General features: G+C 66.7%; 22 protein-coding genes. 8 read left to right on the top strand and 14 right to left on the bottom strand.

Going from position 1 to position 20,613, the window contains the following annotated elements; translation table 11 throughout:
* The first annotated feature begins 42 nt into the window (after positions 1-42).
* Positions 43-201, top strand: coding sequence for a hypothetical protein (locus TX79_RS19790; RefSeq protein WP_195892537.1), 159 nt, complete (start codon positions 43-45; stop codon positions 199-201).
* Positions 202-223: 22 nt separating this feature from the next.
* Here the strand turns inward: TX79_RS19790 and TX79_RS18780 are convergent, their stop codons facing one another.
* Together TX79_RS18780 and TX79_RS18775 are read right to left on the bottom strand one after the other, a co-directional pair.
* Positions 224-874, bottom strand: coding sequence for an HAD family hydrolase (locus tag TX79_RS18780; RefSeq protein WP_049929194.1), 651 nt, complete (start codon positions 872-874; stop codon positions 224-226).
* An 810-nt stretch (positions 875-1,684) separates the two neighbouring features.
* Positions 1,685-2,281 (bottom strand): DJ-1/PfpI family protein, encoded by a 597-nt coding sequence (locus TX79_RS18775; RefSeq protein ID WP_049929192.1) that lies wholly within the window; start codon positions 2,279-2,281, stop codon positions 1,685-1,687.
* A 312-nt stretch (positions 2,282-2,593) separates the two neighbouring features.
* Between TX79_RS18775 and TX79_RS18770 the strand changes: the two genes are divergently transcribed.
* The 4 genes from TX79_RS18770 to TX79_RS18755 are packed head-to-tail and all read left to right on the top strand — an operon-like array spanning position 2,594 to position 5,251.
* Positions 2,594-3,043, top strand: a complete 450-nt coding sequence (locus TX79_RS18770; RefSeq protein ID WP_049929191.1) for a hypothetical protein — start codon at positions 2,594-2,596, stop codon at positions 3,041-3,043.
* A gap of 18 nt (positions 3,044-3,061) precedes the next feature.
* On the top strand, positions 3,062-4,600 hold the full coding sequence (locus tag TX79_RS18765; RefSeq protein WP_049929190.1) for a molybdopterin-dependent oxidoreductase: 1,539 nt from the start codon (positions 3,062-3,064) through the stop codon (positions 4,598-4,600).
* A gap of 40 nt (positions 4,601-4,640) precedes the next feature.
* Entirely contained in the window at positions 4,641-4,940 is a 300-nt protein-coding gene (locus tag TX79_RS18760; RefSeq protein WP_049929189.1) for a hypothetical protein, read from the top strand.
* Between the two features lie 41 nt (positions 4,941-4,981).
* On the top strand, positions 4,982-5,251 hold the full coding sequence (locus tag TX79_RS18755; protein WP_049929188.1) for a DUF2061 domain-containing protein: 270 nt from the start codon (positions 4,982-4,984) through the stop codon (positions 5,249-5,251).
* Positions 5,252-5,256: 5 nt separating this feature from the next.
* Here the strand turns inward: TX79_RS18755 and TX79_RS18750 are convergent, their stop codons facing one another.
* Both TX79_RS18750 and TX79_RS18745 read right to left on the bottom strand, forming a co-directional pair.
* Positions 5,257-5,547: a hypothetical protein gene (locus tag TX79_RS18750; RefSeq protein WP_049929186.1), complete on the bottom strand. Its 291-nt coding sequence runs from the start codon at positions 5,545-5,547 to the stop codon at positions 5,257-5,259.
* An 11-nt stretch (positions 5,548-5,558) separates the two neighbouring features.
* A complete protein-coding gene (locus TX79_RS18745) occupies positions 5,559-5,834 on the bottom strand; it encodes an ArsR/SmtB family transcription factor (RefSeq protein WP_049929184.1) in 276 nt (91 codons plus the stop codon).
* Between the two features lie 183 nt (positions 5,835-6,017).
* On the opposite strand from TX79_RS18745, the gene TX79_RS18740 reads away from it, so the two are divergent.
* The gene (locus TX79_RS18740) at positions 6,018-7,478 is read left to right on the top strand and encodes a sulfatase family protein (RefSeq protein WP_081655650.1); all 1,461 of its coding nucleotides are present in this window, start codon (positions 6,018-6,020) and stop codon (positions 7,476-7,478) included.
* A 195-nt stretch (positions 7,479-7,673) separates the two neighbouring features.
* Here the strand turns inward: TX79_RS18740 and TX79_RS18735 are convergent, their stop codons facing one another.
* On the bottom strand, positions 7,674-8,468 hold the full coding sequence (locus TX79_RS18735) for an inositol monophosphatase family protein (RefSeq protein ID WP_049929183.1): 795 nt from the start codon (positions 8,466-8,468) through the stop codon (positions 7,674-7,676).
* 68 nt (positions 8,469-8,536) lie between these two features.
* Here TX79_RS18735 and TX79_RS18730 point away from each other — a divergent pair, with 68 nt between their 5' ends.
* A complete protein-coding gene (locus TX79_RS18730; protein ID WP_049929182.1) occupies positions 8,537-8,851 on the top strand; it encodes a MazG nucleotide pyrophosphohydrolase domain-containing protein in 315 nt (104 codons plus the stop codon).
* A 5-nt stretch (positions 8,852-8,856) separates the two neighbouring features.
* Here the strand turns inward: TX79_RS18730 and TX79_RS18725 are convergent, their stop codons facing one another.
* From TX79_RS18725 to TX79_RS18685, 9 genes are all read right to left on the bottom strand, one after another.
* Positions 8,857-10,032 carry an HD domain-containing protein gene (locus TX79_RS18725; RefSeq protein WP_049929181.1) on the bottom strand — a complete coding sequence of 392 codons (1,176 nt, stop codon included), beginning with the start codon at positions 10,030-10,032 and terminating at the stop codon, positions 8,857-8,859.
* A 129-nt stretch (positions 10,033-10,161) separates the two neighbouring features.
* Complete coding sequence (locus tag TX79_RS18720) at positions 10,162-10,677, bottom strand: AAA family ATPase (protein ID WP_081655649.1); 516 nt, start codon at positions 10,675-10,677, stop codon at positions 10,162-10,164.
* A gap of 135 nt (positions 10,678-10,812) precedes the next feature.
* On the bottom strand, positions 10,813-11,904 hold the full coding sequence (gene phnE, locus TX79_RS18715; RefSeq protein ID WP_049929179.1) for a phosphonate ABC transporter, permease protein PhnE: 1,092 nt from the start codon (positions 11,902-11,904) through the stop codon (positions 10,813-10,815).
* The gene (locus TX79_RS18710; protein WP_049929178.1) at positions 11,901-12,704 is read right to left on the bottom strand and encodes a phosphonate ABC transporter ATP-binding protein; all 804 of its coding nucleotides are present in this window, start codon (positions 12,702-12,704) and stop codon (positions 11,901-11,903) included. The genes phnE and TX79_RS18710 overlap by 4 nt, the downstream gene beginning before the upstream one ends.
* Positions 12,705-12,740: 36 nt before the next feature.
* Positions 12,741-13,853 (bottom strand): PhnD/SsuA/transferrin family substrate-binding protein, encoded by a 1,113-nt coding sequence (locus TX79_RS18705; RefSeq protein ID WP_230198621.1) that lies wholly within the window; start codon positions 13,851-13,853, stop codon positions 12,741-12,743.
* 395 nt (positions 13,854-14,248) lie between these two features.
* Positions 14,249-15,496 carry an adenosylhomocysteinase gene (locus TX79_RS18700; RefSeq protein ID WP_049929176.1) on the bottom strand — a complete coding sequence of 416 codons (1,248 nt, stop codon included), beginning with the start codon at positions 15,494-15,496 and terminating at the stop codon, positions 14,249-14,251.
* A 206-nt stretch (positions 15,497-15,702) separates the two neighbouring features.
* Positions 15,703-16,488 carry an energy-coupling factor transporter transmembrane component T family protein gene (locus TX79_RS18695; protein ID WP_049929175.1) on the bottom strand — a complete coding sequence of 262 codons (786 nt, stop codon included), beginning with the start codon at positions 16,486-16,488 and terminating at the stop codon, positions 15,703-15,705.
* The gene (locus tag TX79_RS18690) at positions 16,485-18,449 is read right to left on the bottom strand and encodes an ABC transporter ATP-binding protein (protein ID WP_049929173.1); all 1,965 of its coding nucleotides are present in this window, start codon (positions 18,447-18,449) and stop codon (positions 16,485-16,487) included. The genes TX79_RS18695 and TX79_RS18690 overlap by 4 nt, the downstream gene beginning before the upstream one ends.
* A 42-nt stretch (positions 18,450-18,491) precedes the next feature.
* Positions 18,492-19,334 (bottom strand): QueT transporter family protein, encoded by an 843-nt coding sequence (locus TX79_RS18685; protein WP_230198620.1) that lies wholly within the window; start codon positions 19,332-19,334, stop codon positions 18,492-18,494.
* Between the two features lie 265 nt (positions 19,335-19,599).
* Here TX79_RS18685 and TX79_RS18680 point away from each other — a divergent pair, with 265 nt between their 5' ends.
* Positions 19,600-20,379: an endonuclease NucS domain-containing protein gene (locus TX79_RS18680; RefSeq protein WP_049929172.1), complete on the top strand. Its 780-nt coding sequence runs from the start codon at positions 19,600-19,602 to the stop codon at positions 20,377-20,379.
* Positions 20,380-20,613 lie beyond the last annotated feature (234 nt).

Here is a 20,613-nt window from a genome sequence, read left to right as displayed (position 1 = left end):
TCGGCCTCGACGCTTTTGGGGCGACCAGCACTACAGGCGCGTATGCCCATCATGTCCGGCGACGACCTCTCGTACCACACGAACGACTGTCCCGACGTCGACGACGGAATGCGGCTCACGGACCTCCCCGAGGAGATCACGTCCCTCGAGGACCTCGAGTGTACCTGCTGGGAGCAGTACGACTCGCTCGCGGAGGTGTGAACGATCGCCCGGTGACGGACAGTCAGTCGACGGCCTCGAGCACCGCCTCGCGCAGTTCCGCTGGCGAATCGACGATTGCGTCGGCCGGCGAGAGGTCGAGATCGTCGTGGGCGTCGATCCGGTAGGCGACCACGAACCCGCCGGCCCGGGCCCCCGCCGCGACGCCGTTCTCCGAGTCCTCGACGACGGCACAGTCCTCGGGCGCGACGCCGACCTCGCTCGCAGCGTGTTCGAACACGTCCGGCGCGGGTTTCCCCCGGGCGTCGATCTCCTCCGCGCTCACCACCTCGTCGAAGGTCCCCTCGAGATCGAACCGCTCGAGGACGATATCGATCCACGCGTGCGGAGAGGAGGAGACGACCGCCGCGGCGACGCCGCGTTCGTCCAGTTGCTCGAGCACCCCCTCCAGTCCGTCGAGGAGGTCGACGTGCTCGCGGTAGATCTCGCGGGCGGTCTCCTCGAACCGGGTTTCGAACGCCTCCCGAGAGATTGCGGTTCCGTATTCGGACTCGAGGTAGTCGTAGGTCTCGCGGTAGTTCATCCCGGTGACCTCGGCGACGTCGACGTCCCGATCGGGGACAGCCGCGGGAAGGATCTCCTCGCGCTGGAACGTCGTCCAGTAGTCCTCGCTGTTCACGAGGACGCCGTCCATGTCGAACAACACTGCGTTCATGTGGGGCAGGCTACCCCCTCGCGACGGATAGCCGTTTGGTGCCAGATACGCGCCCCAGGCCGCAACGGTCCGCCGTCGTGATCGATTTCGGGTGTGAGTTGATCGTGGGTGGAATCGAGGTGACTGCGGAACGGCCGTCTGAAAACGGAACCACAACACGGTGCAAGCCCCCGGCCGTCTCGAGTCGAGGGGCTCGTTGCGCGCCTCACTCGCGACGCTCGTTCCGGTGCTTACGTCGCCCATCTTCCTCGAGACGGCCGGCCCCTTTCAGTCCCACCCACGTCCTCATCCTCCCCAGCCGACTCGTTCGCTCGTTAGACTCGCTCACTCGTCCCTCGCGGGTAAGCGAGGGGTCATCGCATCTGCTCAAACCCCTCGCCAGCGCGCCAAGGCCGAGAGCGCGCACCGCAAATCACGGGTGGGGCCGTGCGACCCGGGGAAGGGCAGGTTGTGGTCCCTGGCGTCTTGGCGAGCGAAGCGAGCCAAGGCACGGAAGACGTGCGTCTTCCGGCGGACTGAAAGGGGGAGTCGTGCGTGGCGGCTACGCCGTGGTTGGAGAGACCTTCGGTCTCTCGTCATGACGAGACGCCTTCGGCGTCTCGAACGACCACGTTCTCGGTTGTCGACTTCGCCGACAACCCTGTCGCGCAGCGCGTGGTCGTCTCAGCGACCGCGACAGCGACGAGGGCTTTCGCGTGGTTCGACGTTCGAGTGCTCGCTGCACTCACGAAAACCAAATCACCGACTCGATCGAAAAGTGATCAACTCACACCCGCGATCGTGCGAAGACGATCGCAACGGAACCGACGACTAGCTGAACACCTCGCCGCGGCGCTCGTGGGCCATCTCCTCGCTGACCGCGCTGGCGACGTCTTCACCGAACTCGCGTTCGACGAGCCACAGCGCCAGGTCGATCCCGGAGGTGACGCCGCCCGCAGTGAGGACGTCGCCGTCGTCGACCACGCGCTCGTCGACCACGTTGGCCGCGTGGGCCTCGAGGTCGTCCTCCGCGACCGGGTGGGTCGCTGCGGGACGGCCCTCGAGCAGGTCCGCCTCGGCGAGGATCATCGCGCCGGTACAGACCGAGGCGACGGTCGCGCCGTCGGCGTAGGCCGCGTCGACCGCGTCGGGGAGCGCGCCGTCGTCGACGACCGCGCGGACGCCCTCGTTGGCCGTCGTCCAGCCGCCGCCGGGGACGACGAGGATATCGGGCTGGTCGAGGGTCCCCTCGGGTTCGACCCGGAGGTCGTGACTCGCCGTGACGATGTCGGTCTCCTCGAGCGTCACCAGCCGCGTCTCGAGGTCGGCGCCGGCCTGGGCGGCGTTCTCGAACACTTCGTACGGCCCGATCGCGTCGAGTTCGTCGAACCCCTCGAAGAGGACGATGTCGACGGTAGTATCGACCATACGAGATCATCACCACGCCGGAGGAAACCTGTTATGCCTGCTCCAGGCGGGCCCGCTGTGACCGCCGGGATCGGCTCCCAAGCGCGCCACCACCCCGCCGTACCAGGGAGCCAGGAAACTGGAAATCGCACGACGGCGGCGTGAAATTGCAACGGAATTGCAGCGGATGTCGAACGCAAGCGAACGCATCCCAACGGAGTTCGAACGGATCCGACAGGAAGTCCGATCGGAGTTCGAAAAACGCCCTTTAGGGAGCCTCGAGTCGGCCTACGTGCGATGTTACGAACGACGACACGCACTGGAGTACTGGTCGTGATTGCCCTACTCGTCGGCAGCGTCGGCGCGGTCGCCGGCGCTGGCGCGGCAGCCGGCGGTGTCGACGCCGGCGGCCCAGCCCTGACGATTCAGGACGACGGCATGGACGACGATTCCATGGACGACGATTCCATGGACGACGATTCCATGGACGACGACTCGATGGACGACGACTCCATGGACGACGATTCCATGGACGACGATTCCATGGACGACGATTCCATGGACGACGATTCCATGGACGACGACTCGATGGACGATGATATGAACGACGACTCCATGGACGACGACTCGATGGACGATGACATGAATGACGACATGGGCGAATCCGACGAGATGAGCGATACCGAAGAGGACGGCCTGTTCGGTACCGTCGGCATCGTCGCGGTCGCCGCCGCCGTCCTCATCGGTCTCGTCGGCATCGTCGCAGTGAGGCAGTTCAGCTGAACCGTCCACCCCAGCCACATGTTCCACAGACTGTCACGGCTGTCGACCACGCACGCGACCTGGCGGGCGTTCACCGCCACGATCGCGGCCGTCGCCGCCGTCTGCGGCTCGTTCGCCTACGCCGGGCGGACGCCCGCGTTCGTCGCCGATCCCGCCGCCTCGTTCGTCGTCGACGTGATGCCGGCCGCGATCGTCAATCCGGTGCTCGACGCGCTCGGGTCGCTCGCCCAGCCGGCGAGCTTCCTGCTCGGACTCGCGCTCGTGGTCGCGCTCCTCGCCGGGGCGATCCTGCTCCCCCTCGAGGTCGAGGCCCTCGCCGACGTCCAGTATCTGGCGATCCCGCTGACGCTGGTCGCGGTTTGGCTGGTCGCCGCCGCGACGACGAACGCGCCGATCGCGGCCGTCGCCGCCGCGGTGCCGGCCGCCGCGGTCGTCGCCGTCGTCGAAGTCGCCGCAGCGCGGGACCCGCTGTCCGTGCGCCGCGACCGGACCGTCGATCGGAGCAAGCGCGCCACGCTCCAGGCCGGCTTCGGCACCCTCACGTTCGCCGGCCTCTCCGCTGTCGCCGGACGGCGGCGAACGCCCGACTCGAGCGTGCCCTACCTCGAGGGCGGCACCCAGCCGCCGATCGCCGAGCGAACGCTGCTTTCCGACGCCGAGGACGCCGCGTTCGACCTCCCCGACGCGCCGGGGCTGGTCAGCGAGATCGGCTCGTTCTACACGGTCGACATCAACACGATCGATCCGATCGTCGAGCGCGACGACTGGTCGCTGTCGCTCACCGGGGCCGTCGACTCGGAGCTGACGCTCGCGTACGACGACCTCCGCGACCGCGACGCCGACCGGTTCTACAGCACGCTGCGCTGCGTCGGCGAGGATCTGAACGACCGCGAGATGGACATGGCCGTCTGGACCGGCGTTCCCGTCGCCGACCTGCTCGAGGAGGCCGGCCCGACCGACGAGGCCGAACACGTGGTCGCCCACGCCGTCGACGGCTACTGGAACACGATCACGCTCGCGGAACTCGAGCGGTCGTACCTCGTCTACGGGATGAACGGCCGGCTGCTGCCGCGGGAACACGGTCACCCCGTGCGACTGCTCGTCCCCGGCAACTGGGGCGAGGTGAACGTCAAGTGGATCGACGAGATCGAACTCGTGGCCGAGGACCGCGAGGGTTACTGGGAGGAACGCGGCTGGGACGGCACCGGCGAGGTCGAGACGGTCGCCAAACTCTGGTCGGTCGACCGCGAGGGCGACGCGATCACGGTCGGCGGCCACGCCTACGGCGGCCTGGACGGGATCGACGCCGTCGAGGTATCGACGGACGGCGGCGATACCTGGACCGAGGCGGAGCTCTCGCCCGAACTCGGGACGGGAAGCGACCGCGCGGGCCGGGACACCTGGCGTCAGTGGCGCTACGAGTTCGAACCGACGGCCGAGAGCCACGAGGTCGTCGTCAGAGCGATCGACGGTTCCGGCGCAGTCCAGACCGAAACGCCCTCCGGGTCGAAACCCGACGGCGCGACGGGCTGGGTATCGCAAACGATCGAGGCATGACACACCGACCGACCCGCCGAACGGAGACCCCACGGCCGTGATGGACGCCACGCAGTCGCTGGTCGCCGTCGCCGTCGTGCTCTCGGCGCTGAACCTCGCGTTGCTCGGCGTGCTCGCGACCGTCTGGCTGCGGAACTTCCGGACATTCCGGAACGGGCAGGTGCTCGCGCTCCTGCTGTTCGCGCTGCTGTTGGCGGGCGAAAACCTCGCCGCGCTAGGGTTTCACCTCGGCATGGGCATGCTGTACGCCGACGCCGCGACCGCGCTCCTCGCGGCAGCCGCGCTACGCGGGCTTCAGTTCGTCGCCCTCTGCTTTCTGGCGTGGGCGACGCTGCAGTGACCGCCACCGAACCGACCTTCCCAACTCACACGAACTCATCAATGTCGAACGAACGGACGCCACGAGTCGAGAGCGAGACGACCCGCGGGGGCGAAGCCTGCTCGAGCGCCGGCGGACTCCTCGAGCGGGGGACCCGATCCCGAGCGCTATGCAAGGCGCTGGGCTACCGCGTGCTGATGTTGGTGACGACGGTCGTCATCGCGCTCGCGGTCACCGGCGATCCGGGGGTCGCGATCGACATCGGGCTGGCGGCCACCGTCGTCAAGACGGCCACCTACTACGGCTACGAACGGGTCTGGAACGCCGTGTGACGGTCTCACTTCAGGGAGACGTACGACAGGAACGCCAGCGCGACGAACTGCAGGCCGCGGAGCAGGGCGACGACCCACTGGACCGTCGGATCCGAGGCGTAGAACATGCCCGAACTGAAGAAGAAGTAGATGGCCACGGCGTTCTCGAGCGCGAGCACGAGGCTAAAGGCGAGCAAGCCGGCGACCAGCGGCGTTCTGAACCGCCGGTAGTTCTGCACCCAGACGTAGGTGAGCACCGCGAGCAGTACGAGGTTCCCCGCCGAGAGGATCGCTGCCGCCGTAAGTTCCGTTGACATTGCCATCGGTATCACTCCAGTTGCTCCGTGATCGATTCGAACTCCTCCCAGTGGCGTTCGAAGCGGTCGGTGAGGAAGTACAGTTCGCCGTAGGTCCGGCCGCCGCGTTCGACGACGTCGTGGTCCTCGAGCATCTCGAGGTGGTGTCGAACCGTGTTGTAGCCGACGTCCAGTTCCTCGGCCAGCTGGTTGGCGTTGCGGGGACGCTCCTCGAGCGCACGGATGATTCGCGCCCTGTTCTCACCGCCGCGGGTGCCGGCGATGAGGTACCACAACGCCTTCTCCATTGATTCGAACTGTCAGTTCTCAACCGACCGACGAAAAAGATAGGGATTCGTACCGAAAGCGACCGCCGCGAGGACCACCGCTGTCGGAGCGGCTCGAGCCAGCGAGCATATCCACTGAAGCGAACAGGTTCTGGTAGCCTCTGAAAAGAATTACGTTGGGTGGGGGCGGAAGCCACTACTAGGATGAACGTCGTCGTGATTGTCGTCGATGCCCTCCGGACGGACCGGGTAGCCTGTTATGGGGGCCGGCCTGTGACACCGACTATCGAGGAGATCGCATCCGAAGGCACCGTCTTCGAGCGCGCGTATACGACGATCAACGCGACGGATCCCGCGCTCACGTCCCTCACGACCGGGCAGTTGCCCCAAACACACGGTGTGAGAAATCACGGCTCCCACGTTACGGCCGAAGAGAAACGACGGGTCGAATCCGTCGAGTCGCTCCCCCAGGTCCTCGATCGGGAGGGGTACGCGACGGGAGCGTTCGGTCGCCCCCTCGGCCGGTGGCACCAGCGGGGCTTCTCCCGGTATCCGGAACTCTCCGACATGCACTGGTACCGTCAAGCCGCTGAAAACGTGATCAGTAGCGCACTCTACGGCGTGCACCCGGCGATCGGAGAGACGATCTCGTCGATCTATAACAAACTCACGGGCGGCAAAGACAACGAGGACGAAGACGAAATCGTCGCCGAGTTCGAGTCGTTCGTCGAGGGGAACGACGAGTTCTTTGCCCTCGTGCATCTGATGGACACGCACACGCCCTACGACGTCGATCCGGAACTCGTGGAGGCGTATCTCGAGGAGTACGAGTACGACAACCAGCCGTTGTCCGAGTTGCGCGACGAGTTCCCGTCCGGCTCGATCACCCACAACAGCCTCCAGCCGGGCGGGGTCTGCAACCAGGATAACGAGCGGTGGGCCGATCACGAGGTCGGAATCGGAACGGCGCTGTTGCGGGCCCAGTACGACGCCGCCGCAACCGAAGCGGATCGGACGATCGACGAGCTTCTCGAGGTACTCAGCGCTTCAAATCAGTTAGACGAGACGCTGGTCGTCGTCCTCGCCGACCACGGCGAGTCGCTCGGTGAACACGGGATCTACTTCGAACACCACGGACTGTACGAGCCGACTGTTCGCATCCCGCTGATCGTCCGCCCCCCGTTCGAGTCAGTCGATCGATCGACGGAACTCGTAAGTATCACCGACGTCGCACCCACCATTGCGGAGTATCTGGACCTCCCCGATCTGGATGCAGACGGAACCTCGGTACGCCCGCTTCTCGAGGGAACCGACGGCTGGCCCGGCCGCGATACGCTGTTCTTCGAGGAAGCGAACACGCAGCGGTTCCGCTCGGTGTTGGTCGACGAGTGGAAGCTCATTCGCGCCGTCGACGATCCGACGTGTCGGTACTGCGAGACCGCTCACGGCGAGCCGATTCAACTCTACGACCTGGAGTCGGACCCGGACGAACGGACGAACGTGGCCGACGATCACCCCGATGTCGTCCGGGACCTGGAAGCGACCCTGGACAACCTGATCGAAACCGCCGAGGAGACGCAGGACGGCACCGACGAACCCGAGGAGATCGAATACGACGACGAGAGTGAAGTACTAGAACGGCTGGAGGAACTCGGGTATCGCTAGCCGCGACACCAGCCTCGAGCACTCGCGTCGAGAGGCGAACGACTCGCGGTCACGTACGTCGCAGTCCCGTTCGGTCATCGAGGGGGTCGACGAGAGAGCCGGTTCAGCGGCCGAGCCAGCCAAGCGCCTACACGAGCGGCTGGCGTGGCGGACGGTCCACGGGGACCCGTCAGCGGCCGGCGTCGACGTACGCAGTCAGCGATCGGCATCGACGTGCTCGTCGACTATCGCCCGGAGCGCGTCGAACACCGGATCGGTACCAGCGGCGACGAACCACTCCTCGCCGGCGGCCGTCTCGAGTCCGCTCTCGCGGGCGAACAGCTCCCCCAGCAGTTGCTCCTCGCGATCGGGCCGATAACAGACGATCCCATCCAGTCGCCCGCGTGCGAGCAGTCCCCAGTGAACCGTCGGACTCCAGCTCTCGAGACGGCGCTTGCACCGGTCCTCGATGCCCCGATTGATCGCCTCCGAGACCGCGCGGTGTTCCGGGTCGCGTTTCACGTCGTGGCCGATGATCGAGACGACCGTCGCCGTCGCGGGGTCGGCCGTCTGCCCCTCGTCACCTGCGACCGAGCGACCGTCGTACCGGACGCCCCGGCCGCGCCGGCCGACGTACAGATCGTCGAGCAGCGGGACGGAGACGACGCCGAGGACGGGGTCGCAGTGCTCGAGATCGACGACCGTCACGGCCGTCGCGAACGACGGCAGGCCCGACTCGAAGTTGTTCGTCCCGTCGAGGGGGTCGACGAGCCACTCGTACTCCGCCCCCTCGTGGACGCCAGACTCCTCGGCGTCGATCCGGTGGTCGGGAAACCGCGAGCGGATCACCTCGAGCATCCGATCCTCCGACCCGGTGTCGGCGCTCGATTTCACGTCGTGTGCGCGCAGGTCGGCCGCCGTCTCGCCCGATCGGTAGACCGATCGCAGGTAGCGGCCGCCGACCGTACAGGCCTCGATCGCCGTCGCCTCGAGCGGGGCGAGTTCGTCCATACCGCTACCGCACGCTCCGTCGATTCATTTCGATTGCGTTTTCCGTCGACAGGAACCTCGAGACGGACATGGACGACGCCCAACAGCGAGTGGCCGACTTCGTCGCGCGTCACGACCTCGAGACGCCGCCCGCGTATCGCGTGCTCGATCTGGCCTCCGAGGTCGGCGAACTCGCCAAGGACGCCAACGAATCGACCGACTACGGTACCACGCCCGAGGACATCGCCATCAACGCCGACGAGATCGGCGACGTCCTGTTCGCCGTCCTCGCGCTCGCCGACGCCCTCGAGATCGACGCCGCCGACGCGCTCGAGGAGTCCCTCGAGAAGTACGAGCAGCGGCTGGAGAACGGCGGAACTCCGGGATCGAACGCGACGGAGTAACCCGCTCAGTGGACGACCTCGGCCTCGATCTCGAGCACCGACGCGGCCGCCTCGCGAACGGCCTCGAGGTGGTCCGCGGGGGCGTAGACGCCGAGTCGCCACATCTCGCGGGCACAGGCATCGAGTCCGGCGACCAGCGAGGAGCGATCCGCGAGGCGGCGCACGTCGCCGTCGACGACGATCCGGGCCCGGGACTCGGGCGAGGTCCCGTCCGAGGGGCTGTCGAGGATCACGGCGTCGGGATCGACGCCGGCTTCGGCCGCGATGTCGCGCTCGAGCGCGCGCGTCCGGTCGTAGTCGGGACCGACGAACCGGTCGGGAACCGTCTCCCGCCGGGCCCAGATCGCTCGCTTGTAGAGTTCCCGCTCCCGCAAGCGCCGCGATACGTCGGCCGTCGGCCCGTATTCTTCGAACGTCGCGAGCAACTGGGCGTCGGTGAGTCGAGTAAACTCCGCGGGCTCGAGGACGCCGTCGGCGAGCAACCGCTCGCTCGCGCGATCGATCATCGCGCCGGCGATCCGGGAGACGTGGTGGCGGTAGACGGTCGCGTTCATCAGCGTGCGGGCGATCAGCGCGCTCTCGGCGGTCGCGACGGTGTCCTCCTCGACCGCCAGTTCGCCGTCGACGATCCGCAGGTTGTGCAGCAGGCGCGCGTGGTCGATCGTCCCGTAGGGGACGCCCGTGTGGTGGGCGTCGCGCACGAGGTAGTCCATCCGGTCGACGTCCAGCGCGCCGGAGACGAGTTCGCCCAGCGGGCCGCGACCGTCGACCGTCGCCGCGATGGCCGTCGGATCGAGCCCCCGCTCCGCGAGCACGTCGCCGAGTTCCGTCCGCTCGAGCAGCCAGTCGATCTCGTCGTGGTGTCGCCCGAGGTGGCGCTCGATCGCCGGCTCCGTCTGGTGGCCGAAGGGACCGTGCCCGACGTCGTGGACGAGCGCGGCGGCCCGGAGCCGATCCGCGAGGTCCGGCTCGAGGTCCAGGCGATCGACGGCACGCGAGGCGAGGTGGTAGACGCCGAGGCTGTGTTCGAACCGGGTGTGGTTGGCGGAAGGGTAGACGAACTGGACGGTACTCAGCTGTCTGACCTCCCGCAGGCGCTGCATGGGCGCGGTATCCAGCAGCGCCTCGGCGGTCGGATCGAGTTCGATGTAGTCGTGAACGCTGTCCTTGATCGTCGTCATACCGGAGATACAGAGTCTCGTGCGGGGAGGCCCTTAGCCGCCCTGATCTGGTCCCGTGGCTGGCTCGCCGAGGACAAGAGGTGCAGGGGACGCGACGCTAGCGGACCCCGCCACGGTCGCCGTCGTCGCTCACTGGCGCTGCAGAGGCAACAGCGAGCGATCGATCTGGCGGTAGGTCTCCTCGAGGGAGCCGGAGTTGTCGATCACGACGTGGTCGCGCTCGAGGGGTTCGAACGACTCTTTGACGAGATTGTACACCCGGAGGTCGGCGTCGCTGACGGAGTTCGTCCGCTCCTCGAGCCGCGTCTCGACGACGTCGGCGTCGCAGGTGACGCGGGTGAACACGACGTCGGCACCGGCGTCGTCCGCGAGCGTCGCCGCCCGCTCGCGGAGCCGTGTCGTCCGGAAGGTCGCGTCGAGCACGACGTTCGAGCCGGCCTCGAGGTCGGCCCGGGCGCGCTCTAAGAGTTCGTCGTAGGTCGCCTGGGTCTCCGCGGACGTGTACTCGGGGTCGGGAAACAGCTGTTTGCGGACTTCGTCGCTGCGGTACCGTTCGGCCGGCAAGTTCGACGCCGTGTAGGCCGAGGCCACCGACTTGCCGACCCCCGGCAATCCACAGTAGACGATCAACGTTGGACGGGCCACGCAGACCCATCGTGCGTACTGGTACAAAATCCGACCGGATTTCGACGCGGCCGATCGCGGAGTGCCGACGGGCGAGTGGCATCGCTCGAGGACGAGACGCCAGAGGAGAAACGCCGAGAAGAGAAGACGGTAGCGTTACTTCGTCAGCGACCGGGCGAAGCGGTTCGGCAGGCCGAAGAGCAGTTCGCGCCAGCCCATCTTCTCCTCGTCGGAGCGCAGCCGTGCACGCAGGCGCTGGCTGAACAGTTCGACGACGAAGATGAGCACGAAGATGACGAATAGCGTCGCCATCATGTTGCCGTACGCGAGGAAGTTCTCCTGATTCCGAACGACCGCACCGAGGCCGCCGGCACCGATGACTCCGACGGTCACGGCCGCGCGAACGTTGATTTCGAAGATATAGAGCGTCCAGGCGATGAACGAGGTCCGGACCTGGCTCAACATCCCGAAGAAGACGATCTGGGACTTGTTCGCGCCGGTCGTCCGCATCGCCTCGATGGGGCCTTCCTCGAGTTCCTCGAGTTCCTCGACGAACAGGCGACCGAGGTTCCCGATCGTGTTTAACGCGATCGCGAGCGTGGCTGCTGCCGCGCCGAGGCCGACGAGAGCGACGAAGATGAGCGCCCAGATGATCGCCGGAATCGCCCGGATGAACGACATGATCGCGCGGAAGATGAAGTTGATCGGGAACGGCGTCACGCGTTCGGATCCGAACACGCTGAACACGAGCGCGAGCGGGAAGCCGAGGATCGTCCCGACCAGACCCATCGCGAGCGTCGTCCCGGCCTCCCCGAAGATCGTGAACATGCCCAGCTCCCCGAAGACGAAATTGTACAGCTCCGGCGGGAACTGGAAGAGCAGGCCCCCCACCTCGGGATCGTAAATGAGATTGTTCGCCTGGATGAACTCCCAGTACGTGCCGACGTCGAGGAACGGAACGCCGCCGTAGTCCGTCGTCGGGAAGTAGTCGCCCATCCGCTCGACGAAGTGGCTCCAGGTAAAGCGCGTGTTGTCGTCGAAGAACTCCGTCGCTGCGAGGCCCTGCAGCGTGATGAACAGGAGACCGAGGGTGCCGACGATCCAGCCGATCGCACGTCGCCGACGGGTCTGTCGGATGTTTTCGTACTGTTCGTTGACCTCGGCACTCGCGGACTCGAGCGGTTGCGATCGATCGGTGCCGCCGTCGGTGACCGCCTCCGATCGATCCGGATCGGCCGAATCGGTCACAGTGCGGCCCCCGTCCCTCGGTTTTCGGTTGCCGGTTCGTCCGTCGCCGTCTCGTCGTCGTCCATCACGAACATCCCTTCGGTGTCGATGTCACCGTAGATCTCGTCGATCGCGTCGATCGTCAACTCGTCGCGATAGCCGTCGAACACCTTCTGGCCGTTCCGAAGCCCGATGAATCGCTGGCCGTACTTGCGGGCGATGTTGACCTGGTGGAGACTGATGAACGTCGTCAGGTCCCGCTGGTTCGAGGCTCGCTGGAGGTACTTCATCACGTCCTGTGCGCTCCCGGGGTCGAGGCTCGCCACTGGCTCGTCGGCCAGCAACACCTCGGGAAGTTGGGTGAGCGCACGCGCGATGCCGACGCGCTGTTGCTGACCGCCGCTCATCCGTCGGGCCTTCTTCTCGGCTTCGTCGAGCAGGCCGACCGTGTCCAGCGCCTCGAGCGCGCGCTGTTTCTCGTCGTCCTCCTGTAACTGGAGGACGCTCTCGATGAAGCCACTCCGATTGATCCCGCCCGAGAGCGCGTTCGAGTAGGCCGTCATGTCGCCGATGATGTTGTGTCGCTGGAAGATCATCGCCACCTCCGGCCGCGTCGTCGCCATCGGCTCGCCGTCGATCAGCACTTCGCCTGCGGTCGGTTTGGTGAGCGCGGACATACACCGCAGGAGCGTCGATTTCCCCGACCCGGAGACGCCGAGGATGATGACGAACTCACCCGAGGGAACCTCGAACGAAATATTGTCGAGAGCGACGGTGTCACCGTACGTTTTTCTGAGATTGTCGACGACTATTTTACTCATCAGTTGGCCGTTGTTGGTAGTGGGGTTATTTGGGGCTTACCCTAGCTGCTCGAGCGGGAGATCGAGGTCTTCGGCGAAGTCGTGGATCGGTTCGTAGTCGTTGTGGTCGGCTTCGACGATGTCCGTGAACCAGAGCGTGTGGTCGTCGAACTCCTGCCAATCCTCGAGCTGGTCGTCGCTCAGGTCGTACTCGTCCGGATCGGCGCTGGCGTCCGGATCGTTGTAATCCTCGAGGAGGCCGTCGGGCAGGTCGAGGTTGAGTTCGTCGGCCAGATCGAAGGCGTCGTGATCGAGTTCGTCGGTGGAGAGACCGCGCATGAACTCGCCGATGCTGTGTCGGAGATCGTCGTCCCAGTCGGCGTTGACGACGATCGGTGCGCGCGGGATCGGCGGCGACGCGTCCAGCAGGCGGAGTTCCGGCTCGCGCGAGCCGGCATTGCTCATCTCGGCGGAGATTTCGGCCACCTGCGGGAAGTTCTCCTCGATCTGTTCGGCGGGGACGTGCGGAAGCGAGGCGAATCCGCCTGCCCCTGCGGCCGCGACGGTATCGTCCTGAATCAGTTCCTCGACCGCGAGGTCGTGTGCGACGCCGCCACGACGGACGAAGTCCTCGGCGCTCCCGCCCTGGGCGGCGTTACCGATGTCGAGACCGTTGTCCTGGAGCATCCACAGCGGGGCGATGCCGCCCGAAACCGAGCCGGTGTCGGCCATCGCAACCGATTCGCCTTCCAGCTCGGATACGTCGGTGATCCCGCTGTCGGCCGTCGTCACGAGCGTGCCGAAGTACTGTGCTGCGCCGTAGGCCTCTCGCATCCCGACGACGTCGATCGCGTCGGGTCCGAGCGCCGGGACGGCGACCGGCGACGTGTCGGCGAACATCATCTCGTTCTCGTCTGCACGGTCGAGGGCGTCCAGCGTGTGGGAGTAGCTCTGTGTCGGCATCCCGTCGATCTGGACGTCGAACTCCTCCTCGATCCGATCGAACAGCGGCTGGTACTGGACCTGGATGTCGATCGTGTCCTCGGCCGGGTTCATCACCCAGGTGATGGTGTCGCCGCCACCGCTGCCGCCGTTTCCGTTCCCGTTGCCGTTTCCGTTCCCGTTACCGTTTCCGTCACCGTTGCCATCGCCACCGAGGCATCCAGCCAACGTGAACGCACCAGCAGCCCCAGCGCTTGCCAAAAACGTTCGTCGAGTGTTCCGGATCGCGGAATTATCGTCCACCATTCGAGCTATTCTCTGAAACTACTCCTAAATAAGTTTTATAATATCTCTGCGACCTCCGCTTGTGGAATACCACACCGTCAGTGGAGATATATAGATATATGTTCGCCACAGTAGCACCAGAACGTGAGAGTGCCAACCGCAATCGGGTATCTGTGACCACCCGACGACGGTACCAGATTCGGACCACCGCCGCGCGGCCACAGTCAATCGTCCGCCTCGAGCGGGTCCGTCCACGGCCGACCGCCGGCGAACGCTCGAGCCGAAACCCCAGTCCCCGACTGTCGATCGGAGGCAGTGCCTGCGATCGACGATCGTCGCTAGAACGGACTGTCGGGGTGTTCCCACTCTTCGGCGTACGCGCGCTGACGGTCGGTCCACTCGTCGATCGACGCCCCGAGCGTCTCGAGTTTCCGTTCGGCGACCGCTCGATCCAGGCGATCTGGCATGGCGTACAGGCCGGGCGCGAGGTCCTCGCCGCGGCCCTCGGCGAGCATGTCGCGAGCCGCCTCGAACATCATCGCGAACGTCGTGTCCATCACTTCGGCGGGGTGACCGCCGCTGTGCGGGCCGGTGAGGTTGACGAGTCGCCCCTCGGCGAGGAGGTTGACCCGCCGACCGTCGGGGAGGTGGTACCGCGTCACGCCGTCGCGGGGTTCGGTGATCCGCTCCGCGGCCTCCTCGAGCGCGGGGACGGCGATCTCGACGTCGAAGTGGCCCGCGTTCGCGAGGATGACGCCGTCCTGGAGGTGCTCGAGGTGTTCGTCGCGGACGACGTCGCGGTTGCCCGTCGACGTGATGATGTAGTCGGCTTCGGCCGCGGCCTCCTCCATGCTCGCGATGCGGTGGCCGTCCATGTGGGCCTCGAGCGCCTTCCGGGGGTCGACTTCGGTGACGATCGTCTGTGCACCCATTCCGCGAGCCTTGCGGGCGATCCCCCGGCCGCAGTAGCCGTAGCCGCCGACGACGACGGTCTTGCCCGAGAGCATCGTGTTGGTCGTGATCATCACGTTCGCGAGCGAGGATTCGCCCGTGCCGTGGACGTTGTCGAAGTAGTGTTTCATCGGCGTGTCGTTGACGCCGTACACCGGGAACGCGAGGACGTCCTCGTCCTCCATCGCCTCGAGACGGGTGATCCCGGCGGTCGTCTGCTCGCCGCCACCGATCACGGATTCGGCCACGTCGGGGTGGTCGGCGTGGACCTTCGCGATCAGTTCGCAGCCGTCGTCGAGGATGAAGTCGGGTTCGGCCTCGAGCAGTTCGTGCTGGCCGTTCTCCCACTCCTCCTCGGACATGCCGGCCTCGACGTAGGTCTCGATCCGGTCCTGGTCGCGGAGCGCGTCGACGACCTCGGCCTTGGTGCTGTAGGGTTCGCTCCCCGTGACGAGCACCGTCGCTCCCGCGTCCCGCAGGGTCTCGACCAACACGCCGGTCTTCTGCTCGAGATGGGACGCCAGCGCGACGCTGTAGCCCTCGAGGGGCGTGGTCTCGCCGTACTCGTCGGCGAGCGAACGGAGGATCGGGGTGTAGTCGCGGGTCCATGCCAACGGATCGGTGTCGTCAGTCATACCCAATCGAGGGCGACCTCGGCCTATAAACAGTGGTGATCACGTCGCCTGCCCACGGACAGTTCCCGTCAACGTAACAACCGATTTCTCGAGTGATTCGATCGCTGCGTCAGCGACCGATCCGTGGGAACACCAGGCGCAGATACCGAAACCGATCATCGACGATCCGTCGACGAGTCGTGAGCGGTAGTCCCGACGATCGACCGTTAGATCGCCCCGTACCCCTGCAGCCGGAGGGCGATCGCCGCCGCAGCGAGCGCGAGGCCGAACGCGGCGACCAGCCAGTCGGTCGCCCCGAATGGCTGGTTGTTGTAGAACGACCGCTTCCCGCGCGTGTCGAAGCCGCGCGCCTCGAGCGCCATCGCCTGGGTCTGGACGTTGCGGATCGCGGTCATGAACACGGGGATCAACAGCGGAATGTAGCTGCGGAGCAGCCCGATCGGGTTGTTGCCGCCGACCTCGTGGCCGCGGGCGGCCTGGGCCTGCCGGACCGTGTTGGCCGATCCCAGCAGCGTCGGGAACAGCCGCAGGGCGGTACCCACGGCGAAACAGAACGCGAACGGGATGCCCAGCGACCGCATGCCGGCGACGATCTCCTCGTTCGAGGTGGTCGTCACGAACAGCAGGCCGCCGACGATGAACGCGACGATCCGCTCTGAGCGCCCCAGCGCGAACAGCAGTTCCCGCTCGGTGAGCGTGCCGAGCGGCGTCGACAGCAGGGTCTCGCCGCCGGGTTCCGTAAACGCCGGCCACACCGCGAAGCCGACGAGGAACAGCGCGAGGACGATGAACCAGAGCCGCCTGAAGTTCGGCCAGCCGCCGACGGCCACGAGCGCGACGAACGACGCCGCGAGCGGCACGAACACCCACAGCGGGTTCCCGAAGACGTACGCCGATACGAACACGCCGACGAGCAACGCCAGCTTCGAGCGGGCGTTCAGCCGGTGGAGGAACGTGTCGCGGTCGACGTACAGCGACGGCGAGGAACTCACCGGCGATCACCTCCGCTCTCGCCGGCGTCGCGGCCGCCGTCGGTGCGACCATCGACCTCCGAGGAGGAGCCCGTCGGTGTGGGGTCCGAGCCGGCGTCGGAGCCGTCGGCCGCGGGTCCGCCCAGGCCCGCGATCAGTTCGTCGACCGACAGTGCCGGCAAGGCGTCGTCCTGGCCAGTCTCCCGGGCCAACCGGTTCGACACCGCGACGGGCTGGGGCGGTTCGAGGTTCCACCGCTCGAGCAGCGACTCGTCGGCGAACAGTTCCCGGGTCGGACCGTCGCGGACCTTCTCCCCGTCTGCCATCACGACGGTCCGGGGGGCGTACTCGGCGACGGTGTGCATGCTGTGGGTGACCATCACGACGGTGACGCCGGTCTCGCGGTTGAGCCGGGCGACGAGGTCCATGAACCGGTCGCGCTGGGTCGCGTCGAGGCCCGTCGTCGGCTCGTCGAAGACGATCACGTCCGGATCGGTCGCGAGGATCGACGCGAGCGCGACCCGCTGGCGCTGGCCCTTCGAGAGGTTGAACGGGTCGGCCTCTTCCAGCCCGTCGAGTTCGACCGTCTCGATCGCCTCGGCGACGGCCTGCTCGAGTTCCTCGCCCTCCATGCCGAAGTTCTCGGGGCCGAAGGCGACCTCCTCGCGGACGGTGTCGGCGAAGATCTGGTGGTCGGGGTTCTGGAAGACGTAGCCGACCGAGCGGCCGACCTCGCTCATCGATAGCTCGGAGACCTCGCGGCCGCGCCAGCGCGCGCTCCCCGCGTCGGGCTCGAGCAGCCCGTTGAAGTGCTTCGCGAGGGTCGTCTTCCCGCTGCCGTTGTGGCCGACGATCGCGACGACCTCGCCCTCGCGGATCGTGAGGTCGACGCCGTCGACCGCTCGCACCGTCTCCCGGTCGGTCTCGTACTCGTGGACGACCCTCTCGAGTTCGAACACCGGGTCGCCGGCGTCCGTCCCGGTTCCGGCGGGCGCGCCGGGGAGGTCCTCGCCCGCTCGCGCGGGCGGCGTCCAGGAGAGGTCGCGCTCGAGGACCGCGTCGACGGCCTCGTCGGGGTACAGCGGGAGGTCCGCCCGGTCCCAGCCCAGCCGGTCGAAGACCTCGACGACCGGCGGGACGGCGACGCGGGCCTCGCGGAGCGCCTCGACGTCGGTGAAGACCTCCCGGATCGGTCCCTGGCGGTAGACCTGCCCGGCCCGCAGCAAGACGGCACGATCGGCCAGCAAGGCTTCCTCGATCTCGTGGGTGACCATGACGATCGTCTCCGGGCCGTCCCAGCCCTCGGGCGCGTCCGGCACGTCGGCGTCAGCCAGCGAGCGGATCACGTCGATCGTCTCGTGGCTCCCGGCGGGATCGAGGTCGCTGGTCGGCTCGTCGAGCAGGAGCAGTTCGGGGTGGTTCGCGACGACGCCCGCGAAGACGAGTCGCTGTTTCTGCCCGCCCGAAAGGGCGTCCGGCGGGCGTCGCCGGTCGAGATCCTCCAGGCCGACGACCTCGAGGGCGTGGTCGATGCGCGGATCGATGTCCGCCGGCGGGACGGCGAGGTTCTCGGGGCCGAACGCGACTTCGCTGGTGACGCTGGTCCCGAACAGCTGGGATTCGTAGTCCTGGAGGACCATTCCGACGTCGTCGGCCATCTCCGGGACGCGTGCGGCGGTCGCGTCGCGGCCGAGTACCTCGACGCTGCCGTCGAACGTGCCGGTGATGAAGTTCGGAATGATGGCGTTGAACGTGCGCAACAGCGTCGATTTGCCGCCGCCGCTTGCGCCCATCACCACGGTGAAGCTGTCGGCGGCGACGTCGAGGTCGAGCCCGCGCAACACCGCGCCGCCCCGGTCGTCCGGATCGTACGCCTCGTCGTCGCCGAACGAGTCGGCCGCCGGGAGGTCCAGTCCGCGCTCGTACGCGAAGACGACCTCTCGCAGTTCTGCGGCGGTACCCCCGCTCGAGTCAGTGCCCATGATATCTGGTAGAGATCGACGCTGTGACTAAAACTGCGCGGATTACTCGAGCAGTTTCGAGAGGCGCTCGCCCGAGATGGCCGTCAGCCCGAGCAGGAGCAGGAACGCGACAGCGCCGAGGGCGATCTGGACGGTCGCACCGCCCTGCTGGAAGGTCTCCTCTTGCCCGGCCGCGAAGGGGACGTCGTAGAGCCCCAGCGAGATCGCAATGCCGACGACGGCCCAGGCGAGCGAGATCGCGAGCAGCCCGAACGCCGCAGTTTGGGCTCGCCCCGCGCTCGTGTCCGGGAGGTCCTCGTCGTGCAACAGGTCGGGATAGAGCAGCCCCATCTGCTTGATCCGCGGGTACGTGAGGAACAACAGCGGCGGCCCGAGGACGACCGTCGCGATCGTGTTGTTCAGGAAGATCACCGTCCCGAGCACCGAGAACGGGAACAGTCCGAGCAGTTCCAGCCCCCAGGCGATGATCGCCGCACACGCCGCGGAAGCGGCGACCGCGACTGCGACGAACTCGACGAGCTGGCGGCCGACGTTCTCGCGGAAGTTCGGCTCGACGCCGCTCGAAAGCGGGCCGAGGCTCCCCCACAGCTTGTACGCGAGCATCCCGAAGAAGAAGTTCCCGACCATCCCGAACGCGCTGCCTGGTCCGAACTGTCCGGTGAAGATGTCGTTGATCAGGTTGCCGATGGCCGATCCCCAGGCGGCCGCCGGGCCGAACGTGACACCGAACAGGATAGGAATCACGTTTCCGGGTCGAACCGATGTGATTCCGGGAATGATTACGAACCCTGCGAACGGGATCAACAGAGCGGCGTACACCGCCGCGACGACCGCGACGAGCATGATCATCCGCGTGTCGCGCCACATCGTGAGTAGTTCTCGCATCGGTTTACATCCCGCGCAACCACCACTTAAACGTAATTATTCTCTATGATAGATATTGGTCGTTTGAAAGGTCAACATCAGACGAACTGACCCATCAGCAAACCAACCACGAACAATATATCAGATTGGCATTACTATCTATTCTCCATACCGACGGGAAACTGTCGAGTAGTGGAGACGTAAGCAGCGATAGTCGGTTTCGAGCGCTCCCGAGCGAATCGGTGACGACCGCGAGTTTAAGTACGATCCCCGGGCCAACGGCGGCATGATCGACGACGCGATTCGCGTCCTCGCCGGCGACTGTACCGTCATCACCGAAGGCCCGGAGCGCGAGGAGTACCGCGGCCGGGTGACGACCATCGTCAAACCCGACAACACCGTCCTCGTCCACGACGTCGACGGCTACCAGCCCGTCGCCTGGCTCACCCGCGCCGACAGCGTCTCGAGCGACCGTGCGGCGGACTTCGCGCTCGTGGCGAAAAAAGAGGGGCAGACGCTCCGGGTCGCCGCCCACGACCGAGACGGGTTCGCCCACTACCCGAGTTCGGCTGCCGGAACCCCCCTCGGCCCCTGTCCGGACTGCGAGAACGGCACGCTCGTCCGCTCGAGCGGCGTCCGCTGTATCGACTGCGGGAGCGAGTACGGGGTGCCGCGGGACGCGACGATTCAGCCCGACGGCAACCGGTGTGCGTGTGGCCTCCCGCGGATGCGCGTCGAGCGCGGCCTCGCCTTCAACGTCTGTCTCGACCGGGACTGCGAGTCCCTCGACGCGGCCGTCCGCGAGGCGTTCGACCGCGAGTGGGCGTGTCCCAACTGCGACGGCGACCTCCGGATCCTCAGACGCGGCGGCCTCATCGCCGGCTGCGAGCGCTACCCCGACTGCGACACCGGCTTCGCCCTCCCCAACGGCGTCGTCGACGGCGAGTGTGCCTGCGGCCTGCCCACCTTCGACACCCACAGCGGCACCCGCTGTCTCGACCCGAACTGCGACCGGATGCTCGAGCCCGCGCTCGAGGCCGAACCGGAGCCCGCGAGCGACGACTGAGTGTACTCGTACCCGCGAGCGACGACTGAGTGTACTCGTACCCGCGAGCGACGGTCGCCCTCGAGTCGGAACGACCGAGCGATCCCCATCGCAACAGCCGCCCGATCGTCCACCGCGGTGGGCGGACTGAAAGGGGCTGACCGTCTCGGCGAAGCACGACGGCCCAAGCACCGCAATCGAATGACGTGAGATGCGGAGCGCAGGGTCGGCGCGCGAGTCGAGACGATCAGGGGC

It is taken from the genome of Halopiger goleimassiliensis, from assembly GCF_000455345.1.
GTDB classification, from domain to species: Archaea; Halobacteriota; Halobacteria; order Halobacteriales; family Natrialbaceae; genus Halopiger_A; species Halopiger_A goleimassiliensis.
This window is presented reverse-complemented; position numbering and strand designations above follow the sequence as displayed.